This is a genomic window from Stenotrophomonas sp. YJH_SMC_81 (genome assembly GCF_059370875.1).
This window is the reverse complement of record NZ_JCAFUB010000003.1, coordinates 402458-414759: the sequence shown is the minus strand read 5'-3', so window position 1 is coordinate 414759 and position 12302 is coordinate 402458. Positions and strand designations below refer to the sequence as shown.

The 12302-nt window shown below is 66.7% G+C and carries 11 protein-coding genes; 1 reads left to right on the top strand and 10 read right to left on the bottom strand.

Annotated elements, in window-relative coordinates; translation table 11 throughout:
• Positions 1 to 85 precede the first annotated feature (85 nt).
• The 8 genes from AC5P8U_RS08350 to AC5P8U_RS08315 all read right to left on the bottom strand — a co-directional run bounded on the left by AC5P8U_RS08350 (position 86) and on the right by AC5P8U_RS08315 (position 9300).
• Positions 86 to 358, bottom strand: coding sequence for a hypothetical protein (locus tag AC5P8U_RS08350; protein ID WP_005409616.1), 273 nt, complete (start codon positions 356 to 358; stop codon positions 86 to 88).
• Between the two features lie 252 nt (positions 359 to 610).
• Positions 611 to 2647: an elongation factor G gene (gene fusA / locus AC5P8U_RS08345; protein WP_495214046.1), complete on the bottom strand. Its 2037-nt coding sequence runs from the start codon at positions 2645 to 2647 to the stop codon at positions 611 to 613.
• A 415-nt stretch (positions 2648 to 3062) separates the two neighbouring features.
• Positions 3063 to 3812, bottom strand: a complete 750-nt coding sequence (locus AC5P8U_RS08340; RefSeq protein ID WP_111178202.1) for a hypothetical protein — start codon at positions 3810 to 3812, stop codon at positions 3063 to 3065.
• Between the two features lie 64 nt (positions 3813 to 3876).
• A complete protein-coding gene (locus AC5P8U_RS08335; RefSeq protein ID WP_151354639.1) occupies positions 3877 to 4638 on the bottom strand; it encodes a heme ABC transporter ATP-binding protein in 762 nt (253 codons plus the stop codon).
• Positions 4635 to 5678, bottom strand: coding sequence for a FecCD family ABC transporter permease (locus AC5P8U_RS08330; protein WP_188241049.1), 1044 nt, complete (start codon positions 5676 to 5678; stop codon positions 4635 to 4637). The genes AC5P8U_RS08335 and AC5P8U_RS08330 overlap by 4 nt, the downstream gene beginning before the upstream one ends.
• A complete protein-coding gene (locus tag AC5P8U_RS08325; RefSeq protein WP_353762405.1) occupies positions 5675 to 6721 on the bottom strand; it encodes a heme/hemin ABC transporter substrate-binding protein in 1047 nt (348 codons plus the stop codon). The genes AC5P8U_RS08330 and AC5P8U_RS08325 overlap by 4 nt, the downstream gene beginning before the upstream one ends.
• Before the next feature lie 51 nt (positions 6722 to 6772).
• Complete coding sequence (locus AC5P8U_RS08320) at positions 6773 to 8149, bottom strand: YncE family protein (protein ID WP_252744651.1); 1377 nt, start codon at positions 8147 to 8149, stop codon at positions 6773 to 6775.
• A gap of 122 nt (positions 8150 to 8271) precedes the next feature.
• Positions 8272 to 9300 carry an alpha/beta hydrolase gene (locus AC5P8U_RS08315; RefSeq protein ID WP_495214045.1) on the bottom strand — a complete coding sequence of 343 codons (1029 nt, stop codon included), beginning with the start codon at positions 9298 to 9300 and terminating at the stop codon, positions 8272 to 8274.
• 321 nt (positions 9301 to 9621) lie between these two features.
• On the opposite strand from AC5P8U_RS08315, the gene AC5P8U_RS08310 reads away from it, so the two are divergent.
• The gene (locus AC5P8U_RS08310) at positions 9622 to 9996 is read left to right on the top strand and encodes a hypothetical protein (protein ID WP_069138585.1); all 375 of its coding nucleotides are present in this window, start codon (positions 9622 to 9624) and stop codon (positions 9994 to 9996) included.
• A 135-nt stretch (positions 9997 to 10131) separates the two neighbouring features.
• On the opposite strand, the gene AC5P8U_RS08305 is transcribed toward AC5P8U_RS08310, so the two are convergent.
• On the bottom strand, positions 10132 to 11409 hold the full coding sequence (locus AC5P8U_RS08305) for a replication-associated recombination protein A (protein ID WP_227836677.1): 1278 nt from the start codon (positions 11407 to 11409) through the stop codon (positions 10132 to 10134).
• Between the two features lie 241 nt (positions 11410 to 11650).
• Positions 11651 to 12289, bottom strand: coding sequence for an outer membrane lipoprotein periplasmic chaperone LolA (gene lolA, locus AC5P8U_RS08300; protein ID WP_005413289.1), 639 nt, complete (start codon positions 12287 to 12289; stop codon positions 11651 to 11653).
• Between the last annotated feature and the right edge of the window lie 13 nt (positions 12290 to 12302).

The window sequence follows — 12302 nt, the reverse complement described above, 5'->3', positions numbered from 1 at the left end:
CCTGCCATCCCGGGCACGCCAGCGGGAACAACCTGAATCCCGCATTATCAACAAGCTCGATGACAACGGCCACCCCACCGGCGAACTATTTCAGCTGCAGGGGGTAGCGCTGCCAGAGTACGTGGACCAGGAAACCGGCCAGCTCGGTGTCGCGGGCACTGACCGCCGCACGGATCTTGTCCAGCAGCACCATGTCACTGCAGGAACGCACGTCGGCATGGTTGGCCTGCCCTGCCCTGCGCGCACGATAGCGCGCCGCCCGCTGCGCATCGCTCATCGCGTACCCGAACTTGGGCGGACGACCGCGCTTGCGCGGCAGGGTCAGCTCCAGGGTTCCGGGGTCTTTGTCATCACGCATGAGAGGGGTGCGGGCGGCGGCGAGCAACGGGGGGTGCGCAATTTATCGTGAGGCATCACTTTAATCCAGCTTTTTCTACAGATTTGGTGCGATGCAGCGCCAATGTTGCCGTGTCGGTGCGGATCCATCCACGCATGGCGTGGATCTACTGCAGAGCTCGCGACCCGGTCACCCGGTAGATCCACGCCATGCGTGGATACGGAAACCCGGACAAAAAAAATGGGAGCCCGCGAACGGGCTCCCTTGCCTTCTTCATGCCGCGCGTACTGGCTCATAGCCGTGCAGGTGCGCCTCACTGCTGGCCCGCCCCTGGCTGAGCGAACGCAGCGAGGTGGTGTACCCCACCAGCTGCGCCAGTGGCGCGAAACCACTGACCTCGGCACGACCGTCCTGGTCCTCGATGCGGGCGATGCGGCCATGGCGCCGGTTGAGGTCGCCGACCACATCACCTACCGACGCCGACGGCGAATGCACCGTCACCGCCATCACCGGCTCCAGCAGCTGCGTGCCACCCTCGGCCAGCGCCGCCTTGATCGCCTCGGCGCCTGCGCGATGGAACGCCATCTCCGAAGAGTCCTTGGCATGGGTCTGGCCATCGACAAGACTGACCTCGATGCCGACCACCGGATGTCCCTGCGGACCTTCCGACAGCGCGGCACGCACGCCCTTTTCCACCGCTGCGATGAAGCTGCGCGGCACCACGCCACCGACGATGCGGTCGTTGAACACGACAAGGTCGTCGTCGCGCGGCGCCACATCCAGCACCACGTGCGCGAACTGGCCCTGGCCACCGGTCTGCTTGACCAGCCGCCCGACGACACCGGTCATCGGGCGCATCGGCGTCTCCTGGTAGGCCACGCGCGGCGCACCTACGGCCACGTCGACCTTCCATTCGCTGCGCAGGCGCTCGACCATCACTTCCAGATGCAGCTCACCCATGCCCCAGACCAGGGTTTCACCCGTTTCCCGGTCCGTTTCCACACGGAACGAGGGATCTTCCTGGGCTAGGCTGGCCAGTCCCTGCGCCATCCGGATCAGGTCCGCCGCACGCGCCGGCTCCAACCGCCAGGCCAGCACCGGCGCCTGAGCCTGGATGTTCTCCAGGCGCAGCGGCTGCGCACGACTGCTCAGCGTCTCGCCACTGACCGCATCCTTCCAGCCCAGTACCGCGACGATGTCACCGGCCACGGCCTGCTCGATGTCATGGGTCTGGTCGGCCTGCACCCGCACCAGGCGACTGACACGCCGCCCTTGCGGATGCTGCGAACTGGCCACCGCGTCGCCCACCTTCAAGGTGCCCGAGTACAGCCGCACGAAGCTCAACGCGCCGTGCTGCTGGTGGGTGATCTTGAACAGCAGGCCTGCCAGTGGACCGTCCGGATCCGGCGGCAGCATCACCTCACCCTCATCGCTTTCGGCGCTGACAGCAGGGCGATCCAGCGGCGACGGCAGGTAATCGACCACGGCATCCAGCAGCGTCTCGATGCCCTTGTCCTTGAACGCAGCACCGGCCAGCACCGGCACGCCTGCACCTGCCAGCGTCGCCCGGCGGATTGCCGCGCGCAGCGCCCCGGCATCGATCACGCGACCTTCCAGCCAGGCATCGGCCAGTTCTTCGTCATGATCGGCCACAGCTTCGACCAGCGCATCGCGCTGGGCCTGCCATTGGGCCCGCGCCGCTTCGTCCCACGGGGTCACCGTGGTTGCGCCGTCCTCCTGCCACTGCAACATGCGCTCATCGACCAGATCGACCCAGCCATTGAAGCCGCTTTCGCTGCCCAACGGCACGCCCAGCGCCCACGGCCGCGCGCGCAGCTTGTCCTGCAGCTGCTCCAGCACGCGTTCAAACGAAGCGCCTACGCGGTCCATCTTGTTGACGAAAGCGATCAGCGGCACGTGATGGCGACGCGCCTGGCGCCACACCGTCTCGGACTGCGGCTGCACGCCATCCACGGCCGAGAACACCGCCACGGCGCCGTCGAGTACCCGCAGGGATCGCTCGACTTCGATGGCGAAGTCGATGTGGCCGGGGGTGTCGATCAGGGTCAGCCGATGCGGCGGCAGATCACGCGGTGCCCACTGCGCCTGCACGGCGGCCGCGCCGATGGTGATGCCCCGTTCGCGCTCGATTGCCGAGAAATCGGTGGTCGCATTGCCGTCGTGCACTTCGCCGACGCGATGGATCTCGCCGCTTTTCCACAGCAGGCGTTCGGTCAGCGTGGTCTTGCCGGCGTCGATGTGGGCAATGATGCCAAGGTTGCGACGGCGGGAAAGGACTTGGGTGTTCATGAGATAGGTTCCTGCAAAGCCAACTACGGGGGCCGCGCACCCCGGTTGGCGACAGGGTGCGCGGCTAGCGTTCGGTCTCGGCGATCTGGTGCATGGCACGTTCTCCTTGCGGTACGTCGGGTTAGGGAAATGAAACTGCAGAAACGAAAAGAGCGCCCCGAAGGGCGCTCTGTGGATGATCCAGCGATAGCCGCTTCAGCGGCCCTGTGGAGCTCCAGGCAGACACGCCCGTTCCGCGCTTGCGCGGGTCAGGGTGAAAAACTTCAGGAGCGGCATCCGGTTCATGGGGCGCATTCTAGACCTGCCAATCTGGCGCGCAAGTGAATATTGCGCACATGAATGGAACGATGAGGCCGACAACGATAGGGGTCAGATCCCTTTGCCAGGGGCAAAGGGATCTGACCCCTGGCAGCCCTCACTTGCAGCCGTGCAGCTTGCGCGCCTCGGCCACTGTTGCAGGCTGGTCATCCCCCATCGACATCCAGCCCTTCAACGAAATCGCCGGGTCCACGTGCGGCAGCCGTGGGCCACCATGAATCACGACCTCGATCCAGCTCCCCACCGGCGCCAGCTCGGACAGGCGTGCCGCCTGATCATCCTCGGTGCTGAATGTGTCGTCCGGGCCCGCCGGCGGCGTGGTATTCACGGTTTCCGTCTTACGGGTCCGGACCCGAAGAGCACCATCCGGCAGCCGCTGACTGATCACGTCGTAGCGCTCGATACCGTATGCCCAGCTGTTCTCGCCAACACTGCGGGTCTCGCTACCGTCATCCGCCACGGTCACCACCTCGCCTGCCGGCCCGACAACGCCCGCGACAGCCCCCAGGCCGGACATCAGTGCCTGATAGACGATCATCTGCCGCTGCTCGGTAGTCAACGCTCCGGCCTTGAGCTTGGCGGCAGGAATCTTCAGGTACGCCGCTTCACTGCACAGCACCAGCACCTGCTGGTCGTCCCAGCTCACCGACATTTCCTCGTTGGCAAAGTACTGCGTCTTCATCGACGTCACTGCGGCACCGTCGCCACTGGAATGCCGGGTTTCGATCAGCGAGGCATTCTCGGCCGCGTTGGTCAGCGAAACCTGGGAGGTCGACGCTGCATGGGCTGCGCAAACGGAAGCAATCATCGCGGCAAGCAGCACGCTGCGGGTAACGGTGCGGAACATGGCGTCAGTACATTGAAGAAGACGAAGCCGCCATGATACCCGGAGCAACCGGGTGGACCTTCGCTCAGGTCACCACCACCAGCGGAACCCCGCGCCGCGGATGCTCCAGCACCACCACATCCTGCTGGTAGACGCGCCGCAGGTTGTCTTCGGTCAGCACCTGCAACGGCGTGCCATCGGCCGCGACCCTACCCTGTTCCAGCAACACGATGCGGTCGGCATAGCCTGCGGCCAGATTGAGGTCGTGCAGGACCACGATCACGCACGCACCGGCTTCGGCACAGGCACGCACACTGCGCAGCGTGCGCTCCTGATGGCGCAGATCCAGCGCAGCAGTGGGCTCATCCAGCAGCAGCAATGGCGTGTCCTGTGCCAGCACGCGCGCGAACGTGGTCCGGGCGGACTCACCACCGGACAGCTGCTGCACCTCGCGCAGGCGCAACGCCTGCAGTTCAGCGGCATCGATCGCAGCTTCCACCTGGGCGTCATCGGTGACCGGGTCCGGCGGATGCGGCAATCGCCCCATCGCCACCACCTCTTCGACGCTGAAGGCAAAACGCACGCCGTGCTCCTGCGGCATCACCGCGCGCTCTCGCGCCAGCGGCCCCGCCTTGTAACTGGCCAACGGCATGCCCAACAGGCTCACCTCCCCCGCATCGGCGCGCAGGTCGCCGGCCGCGACCGCCAACAGCGTGGACTTGCCCGCACCGTTCGGGCCCACCAGTGCGGTCACCGTACCTGGTTCGAACGCCAAGGAAATGCCGTGCAGGATCTCGCGTTGCTGGCGGCGCACCACCACCTCGTGCAGCTTCAGCAGCACACTCATGGCACCGCCTTGCGGCGCTGCTGCAGCACCAGCCAGAGGAAGAACGGCGCACCCAGCGCGGCCGAGAACAGGCCCAGCGGAATCTCCGCGGGCGGATCCAGCGTGCGCGCGGCCGTATCCGCCACCACGATCAGCAGTGCACCCAGCAGGCCGGACAACGGCAGCAGCCAGCGATGACCGGGACCCACCAGCAGGCGCGCCACGTGCGGCACCACCAGGCCAACGAAGCTGATCGAGCCCGCAAACGCCACCGCCGCCCCCACCAGCAGCGCGCTGAACGCCACCAGTCGACGCCGCGTGCGGGTCACATCCAGCCCCAGGTGCTGGGCCTGGCGCTCACCCAGCGCCAGCATGTCCAGCGGCGTTGCCAACCGTTGCAGCGCCAGCACACCGATGGCAAACAGCGGTACCACGGCGGCCACGTCGGCCCAGTTGGCACGTGCCAGCGAGCCCATCTGCCAGAACACCAGCGACTGCAGCTCGCTTTCGCTTGCGATATAGGTGAGAAAACCGATCAGCGCCGAACAGAAGGCCGCCATCGCGATACCGACCAGCAGCAGCGTCGCATTGCCACTGCCCTTGCCCGGCCGCGCCAGCGCATAGGTCAGGCCGATGGCCAGGGCGCCACCGACGAAGGCGGCAACCGGCACCAGCCAACCGGCGGCACCGGCAGCGCCGAGAACAATGGCAGCCACTGCACCCAGCGCAGCACCCTGGCTGACACCGACGATGCCGGGGTCGGCCAACGGATTGCCGAACAGGCCCTGCAGGCTGGCACCGGCCATCGCCAACGACGCACCGACCATCGCGCCCAACAGGGCACGCGGTATGCGCAGCTGCCAGACCACCGCCAGATCGCGGCTGCTGACCGCCTGTTGGTCAAGCAGGCCCAGCTTCACCGCCAGTGCCTGCATCACCTCCAGCGGTGGCAACCGCAACGGACCCACGGCGAACGACGCCAGCACTGCCCCCAGCAGTGCCAGCAACGCCACCATCAACATCGCCCGCCCGCGACGGCGGCGCCGATCCGCCGGACTCATGCCTTCGGCAACGCCGCCAGTGCCTTGGCCAGCGCCAGCGCGCCCGCACCAGAACCCACGCTGGTGTACTTCAGCTGCACATCCGGCATCACCCAGACCCGATTGGCCTGCCCAGCCGGGGTCTGCTTCAGCGTCGGGTACGCCTTCCACAGGCCTTCGGCACCGCCGAACAGCTGCAGGTCATGCTCGGTCACCAGGATCACTTCCGGTGCCGCCGCGACCACGCCCTCATTGCTCAGCTGCGAGTAGTTCTTCACCCCGGCCTCGGTACCGATGTTGATGCCGCCGGCCAGTGCGATCAACTGCGCCGACGCGCTGTCGGCACCTGCAACAGTGGGCGAGCCGCCAGCGCCGGTTGCCGAGACGTGGATCAATCGTGGCGCATGGCCCAGGCCCTTGCCAATCGCTGCAGCCTCGTCGAGCTGACGCTGCACCTGCGTGGCCAGTGTTTGCCCCGCTTCGGCCAGCCCTAGTGCGGCGGCGACCTTGCGCACCTTGTCCGGCGCCGGCTGCAGGTCATCGATGACCACCGCCGGCTCGCCCACCTCGCGCAGCTTTTTCGCCAGCTCGGTGTGGCGGCGCAGGCTGTTGCCGAGGAACAGCGAGCCCTGCAGGCTCAGCACGCCCTCCACGCCGGTGGTGCGGTTGAACAGGAACTGGTGCGGCGCGGCCAGGCCGGCCTGCGTGGTGGTGTTGGTCGGTGCCGCGTACACCTGCTGACCCAGGCCCAGTGCCTCGATCACTGCGATGACGTCGTCGCCCCCGGCGATGACGCGGCTGGTGTCGGCAACCTCGACGTCTGCGCCATCGTCGGAATGCACCTGGGCCGGCAGCACGGCCTTCTGGCCGTGCACGGAGGGCAGTTCGGCACCGGCCACGCGCTGCCAGCCTGCCGGCAACGCGGTGTCCGCAGCGGCGGTTGCGGCGGGCGGCTCGGCGGCCTTGTGGCCATCCGACGGCGTTGACGAGCCACTGCAGGCAGACAGCGCCAGCGAAACAGCCAACGGAAGCGCACACAGGCGCAGACGGGACGCGATGTTCATGCTCGTTCTCCTTGCTGGCAGGGCGACACGCACGCCGCCCTGCCCTGTGACTTACTGCTTCGGGGTGATGCGGGTGATGCGGTCACCCTTCGGATCTTCGGCGCCACGCGACTTGTTCACCGCAAACACGTTGCCCTTGCCATCGGCACGCACATGGTTGGGAAGGGTGCCGCCATCGAGGTTGGCAACCACCTTGCCGTCGCCGTTCACCACGGTGACCGTACCGGCGCCGCGATTGCTGACATAGGCCAGGCCGGAGGCATCATCGAAGGCGACGTTCAGCGCGCCGGCACCGACCGGCACGTCATGCAGCACCTTGCCGGAAGCCACATCGACGATCAGCAGGTTGTCGGTGCCCTGCGAGGCCACGTACAGGCGGTTGCGTGCTGCGTCGAAGGCCACGCCCGAGGCGCTGATCGAATTGCCCAGGTCGATGACCTTGTCGACCTTGCCGCTGGCCACATCGATCACCGCCGCCTCCGGCGTGCCGATGCTGACGGTGAACAGCTTGCCACCCTTCTCGTCCAGCACCAGGCTCATCGGCGTGAACTTGCCATCATCCACGCCGGACTCCAGCGTCACCTGCGGCAGTTCCTTGAACGTCTTCGCATCGAACACCGACAGGTGGTCCTCACCCGTGGCCGAAGCGAACACCTTGCCGTGGGTGCCGTCGACCACCACGTCGCGCGCATGCGGCACGGTGTCGACCGGGAACTGGTGGACCAGCGAGAGGTCCTTCTGGCGATAGACCGCAATCGAATTCTGGCGGGTATTGGTCACCCAGACATTGCCATTGATGTCATCCACGCCCACACCGTAGACCGCATAGACCGCGCCGTTGGTGCTGCCCGGCACCTGCGCCGGGGTGATCGCCCTGGTCACCTTCAGCGACTTCGGGTCCAGCTTCAGCAACTGCGACTGGGTCACCGGCGGACGGCCCACCGCCGAGGTCACGAACACCGCATTGCTGGCGGCGCTGTAAGCGGACTGATACAGCCCCGGCACCAGCTTGTTGGACTGGGTGGCGAACTGCGCCTGGCCGGACAGCGGCAGTTGCGGCGACACGCGCAGCTTCAGCACCGTGGCCGCAGCCGGCTGGCTGGCGCGCACCACCACCGGGTGGGTGCCCGGCACCGCATCGGCCGGAATGCTCAGCTGGGTCTTGAAGTTGCCGTCGGCATCGACCACCAGCGGCTGCGTGTTGAGCACGCTGTCGCCACGCAGCAGGCTGACCTTCTGGCCCGGCACGAAGCCACGACCAACTACGTCGGCAGTGCTGCCGGGAACCACGTTCTCACCGCGCGAGACGACCTCACCCTTGAAGGTGGCGTTGGCCGGCTGATCGAACACCGGCTGGGCGGTGGCGGTCACCGCCAGCAGCAGACCGGCGGCGAGAGAGGTAAGGCGGAAAGACGGACGGAACGACATGGCAGGCTCCTTGCACACGTAGGCCGCGCCGCGTGGCGCGGGATTCATCGGTTGCCTGGGCCGCTGCACGCCGGCAGCCTCGCCTGGGTAGTGGGGTCGCACGGCATGGCGTGCGAAGGCATTCATTCGGCGGCGCTGTCCCCGCCACTGGGCGCGCCGTCGCCGGTGCTGCGGTCGGACACGCCATACAGTTCATGCAGCGCAGCGTGGAACGATGCCGGCAGCATCGGGCCGTGGCCGAGGCCATCGAACTCGCGGTACTGCACGCTCAGGCCCGGCACCCTGCCCAGCCGCTCGGACAACTGCATCGCCGCATCCGGGGTGGCGCCACTGATCCGGCGCAGGTGCGCAACCACGCGCGGGTTGCTTATATCGCGCTTGCCGCGATCACCGACCCGCTCGGCGCCGCCCAGCATCAGCCAGAGCTTTGCCGGCTGGCCGTGCACGTTCTGCACGAACTGCTGCTCCGGATCACCCAGCGCCGCGCCCTGGCTCCACCACAGCGACGGACTGGCTGCCAGATAGGACTGGAACGCCGCAGGTCGCGTGTACAGCGCATTGAGCACGAATAGCCCGCCCAGCGAATGACCCCACAGCGCCTGCTGCTGCGTATCGATGCGTGCGCGTCGCTCGACTTCCGGCTTGATGCGGCGCTCGATCACATCCAGGAAAGCCGCAGCGCCGCCGCCGACTGCCTGGGTCGTGCCGCTCTCGTCGTCGGCACGGTCGATCCACGCGGTGTAGTCGAAGGTACGCGCCTTGGAATCGATGCGCAGGTCGTTGTCGTAGCCGATCAGCACCAGTACCGGCGGTGCCTTGCGCGCGGCCAGCTCGGCCAGCAGCGGCTGGTCCAGCACCATGGCCACGGCATTGCCATCCAGCGCGTACAGCACCGGGGACGGGGTCTTGCCGGCCTTGGCCGGAATCGCCAGGTTCACCCGCCAACGGCGCTGCTGGTCCGGGCTGTCCACCACGAAACGTTCAAAGCGATAGCTGGCCGCCGGCTCGTCCAGCACGGTGTGGCCGATCTTCTGCAGCGGATTGCGCTGCTGCGCATGAGCGTAGGGCGCGGCCATCAGGACCCCCATCATCAGGGCGGCCATGCCGCGGGCCAGTGGACCACGGCGCAAAGGCGGGACGAAATGCTTCATCAGCGGCGGCAGGAGCGGCCGATGGCCGCCGGTTCATAGGGGACCGCAGTCTACCTTAAACGCGAATGATTATCACATCGATCGAACGTCACGCTGTGTATCACGCGCGCGATGCGTTCATTTTCCCGGTTGCACCGGAAACACCGGATCCACTATTTTGCCGGACAGCGGGGCGCAGGAGCGCCCTTCCCTCGCAGGGCTGCGGATGGATGGGCAATCGAGCCGCCGGCCGCGCCCTGTCCTTTGCCAAACCCATCCACGCATGGCGTGGATCTCCTGACCACCATCCACGGGAATGAATCCCGTGACTGCGAGAACACCTTGAAGCGCACCGCCCTGATCGCCCTTTCCCTCGGCCTGATTGCACCGCTGGCCGCCCATGCCGCACAGGACCTGCCAACGCTCTACCAGGCCTTTGAAGAGGCCGGCAATTCGTCTCTCGGCATGGACGAACTCAACCAGACGGTGACATTCACTGCCGTGGCCCTGGGTGTCTCCAGCAACCTGGCGGGCGAGCCGCTGATCGAGGCCGGCGACGACCAGGGCAATGTCCTGGCCCGGCTGACCAGCGACGACGAACAGCAGGCGGCCAAGCTGGGCGCACTGGAAGAAGGCGCGACTTTCACCGCAAGCTGCACGCTGCAGTTCAGCTCGGGAACGGATTACCTGTCCTTCGGCGACTGCAGCATCAAGTAAGAAAGAAGCCGGCGAAACGCCGGCTTCGTTTTCCCGCCCTGTAGAAGTCGAGCCATGCTCGGCTGTCGCTTCCGCAGGTGCTGCTGGGTCGGTCCAGAGCGGAGTCGAGCATCGCTCGATGCTACATAAGCCAGCTCAACGGCCCTTCGCGGCCCTCGCCGCCTCACGTTCGGCGCGCAGGCGATCAAGCTTTTCCTTCAGCTTGATCTCCAGGCCACGCGGCACCGGGTTGTAGTACACCCGTTCGCCCATCGCATCCGGGAAACCGGTCTGGTCCAGCGCGATGCCCCCCTCGGCATCGTGGTCGTACTGGTATTCGGCGCCGTAGCCCAGCTCCTTCATCAGCTTGGTCGGCGCATTGCGCAGATGCAACGGCACCTCTTCGGTACCGCTCTGGCGCACGTCGGCCTTGGCCTGGTTGAACGCGGCATAGCCCGCGTTGGACTTGGCGGTGCTGGCCAGGTACAGCACCAGCTGGGCGAACGCGAGCTCGCCTTCCGGGCTACCGAGCCGCTCGTAGATGTCCCAGGCTTCCAGCGCCATGCTCTGCGCGCGCGGATCGGCCAGGCCGATGTCCTCAATGGCCATGCGGGTCAGTCGACGTGCCAGGTAGGATGGATCGCAACCGCCATCTAGCATACGGGTCAGCCAGTACAGCGCGGCATCCGGATTGGAGCTGCGCACGGATTTGTGCAGCGCTGAAATCTGGTCGTAGAACTGCTCGCCGCCCTTGTCGAAGCGGCGGGTACGATCGGCCAGCACCTGGGTCAGGGTCTGCGGGGTGATGCGACCCCCCTCCCCACCCGCCAGTTCGGCGGCGATTTCAAGAAGGGTCAGTGCGCGGCGCACGTCACCATCGGCAGCGGTGGCGATTTCCAGCAGCAGCTCGGGCGCAACCTCGATACCCTCCTCGCCCAGACCGCGTTCGCGGTCGCCCAGCGCGCGTTCCAGCGCTTCGACGATATCGGTTGGCGATACCGCTTCCAGTACGTGCACGCGGCAACGCGACAGCAGCGCCGAGTTCAGCTCGAACGACGGATTCTCGGTGGTGGCACCGACGAACAGGATCGTGCCGCGTTCGATGTGCGGCAGGAACGCATCCTGCTGCGCCTTGTTGAAGCGGTGCACCTCGTCCACGAACAGCACGGTGCGCCGGCCCTCAGCGAAGCGCTGTGCGGCCTCTGCCAGCACCTGACGCACTTCCGGCAGCCCGGACAGCACCGCGGAGATGGCACGGAACTCGGCATCGGAGTACTCGGCCAGCAGCAGTGACAGCGTGGTCTTGCCGCAGCCCGGTGGCCCCCACAGGATCATCGAGTGCACACGTCCGGATTCGACTGCACGGCGCAATGCGCTGTCCGGCGCCAGCAGGCGCTTCTGCCCGACCATTTCGTCGAGGGTGCGCGGGCGCATGCGCTCGGCCAGCGGGCGCAGATGTTCCCGATCAACGCTCAGCAGATCGGGGCCGGGGAAGGAAGTTGAACGATGTCTTGCCACCCGCTCATTGTACCGCGACAGGGTGACGACGATTCCGGTAGTGCCGGCCGCTGGCCGGCAGATCAAAATTGCGTCAACCAAGGTTGACACCCACCAAGGCGGTGCCGGTTGACACCCACCGGAGCAGGCAGCGCCGGGCCATGCCCGGCATCCCCGATCAATTACCGATAACGTCGGTGCCCTTCGGCGGCGTAAAGCTGAAGGTGCCAGCCGCGAAGCCCGGGTTGCGCTTCCAGCCGCTGAAGCTGATCACGGTGCGCTGGCCAACCGCATCGGTGATTTCCATCTTGGCCAGGCCCTGGGCATTGAAGCCCAGCGCGGCGTACTGGAAGCTGGCCTCGGTCTCGCGCTTCGGCGACAGCGACAGCCACTGCAGGCCATCGCGCTGCGCGGCCTCTTCGCTGACGTCGTACTGCTGTTCCAGCAGCGCCGGGTTGATCAGCGCGGTCAGCGGGCTGTTCTGCTCTTCCTTGCCCTGCTCGCGCACGGTGGCCTGCTCCAGGTCCGGCTCGTACATCCAGACTTTTTTACCGTCGGCCACGATCAGCTGTTCGTGCGGGCGCACGTATTCCCAGCGGAACAGGCGCGGCGCCGACAGGGCCACGCGGCCACTGGTCGATTCCTTCACCTTGCCGCGGCTGTCGAACACCTGCTGGCTGAACTGTCCGTCCAGGCCCTTCAGGCCACTGGTGAAGGTCTTCAGGTCATCGCGGGCGCCAGCCCAGGCACTGCCGGCGGCGGCGCAGGCCACGGCCAGCGTGGTGGTGGCAAGGAAACGGCGGAAGCGGAAGTTCATGCGGAAATCCTGT

What these genes read in the sequence shown, in the direction of transcription:
- AC5P8U_RS08305 (WP_227836677.1), bottom strand. Translation starts at nt 11,409, where the DNA reads ATGCGCCCGCGCACCCTCGACGAAATGGTCGGGCAGAAGCGCCTGCTG.
- AC5P8U_RS08350 (WP_005409616.1), bottom strand. Translation starts at nt 358, where the DNA reads ATGCGTGATGACAAAGACCCCGGAACCCTGGAGCTGACCCTGCCGCGC.
- AC5P8U_RS08340 (WP_111178202.1), bottom strand. Translation starts at nt 3,812, where the DNA reads ATGTTCCGCACCGTTACCCGCAGCGTGCTGCTTGCCGCGATGATTGCT.
- AC5P8U_RS08320 (WP_252744651.1), bottom strand. Translation starts at nt 8,149, where the DNA reads ATGTCGTTCCGTCCGTCTTTCCGCCTTACCTCTCTCGCCGCCGGTCTG.
- fusA (WP_495214046.1), bottom strand. Translation starts at nt 2,647, where the DNA reads ATGAACACCCAAGTCCTTTCCCGCCGTCGCAACCTTGGCATCATTGCC.
- AC5P8U_RS08325 (WP_353762405.1), bottom strand. Translation starts at nt 6,721, where the DNA reads ATGAACATCGCGTCCCGTCTGCGCCTGTGTGCGCTTCCGTTGGCTGTT.
- AC5P8U_RS08335 (WP_151354639.1), bottom strand. Translation starts at nt 4,638, where the DNA reads ATGAGTGTGCTGCTGAAGCTGCACGAGGTGGTGGTGCGCCGCCAGCAA.
- AC5P8U_RS08315 (WP_495214045.1), bottom strand. Translation starts at nt 9,300, where the DNA reads ATGAAGCATTTCGTCCCGCCTTTGCGCCGTGGTCCACTGGCCCGCGGC.
- AC5P8U_RS08330 (WP_188241049.1), bottom strand. Translation starts at nt 5,678, where the DNA reads ATGAGTCCGGCGGATCGGCGCCGCCGTCGCGGGCGGGCGATGTTGATG.
- lolA (WP_005413289.1), bottom strand. Translation starts at nt 12,289, where the DNA reads ATGAACTTCCGCTTCCGCCGTTTCCTTGCCACCACCACGCTGGCCGTG.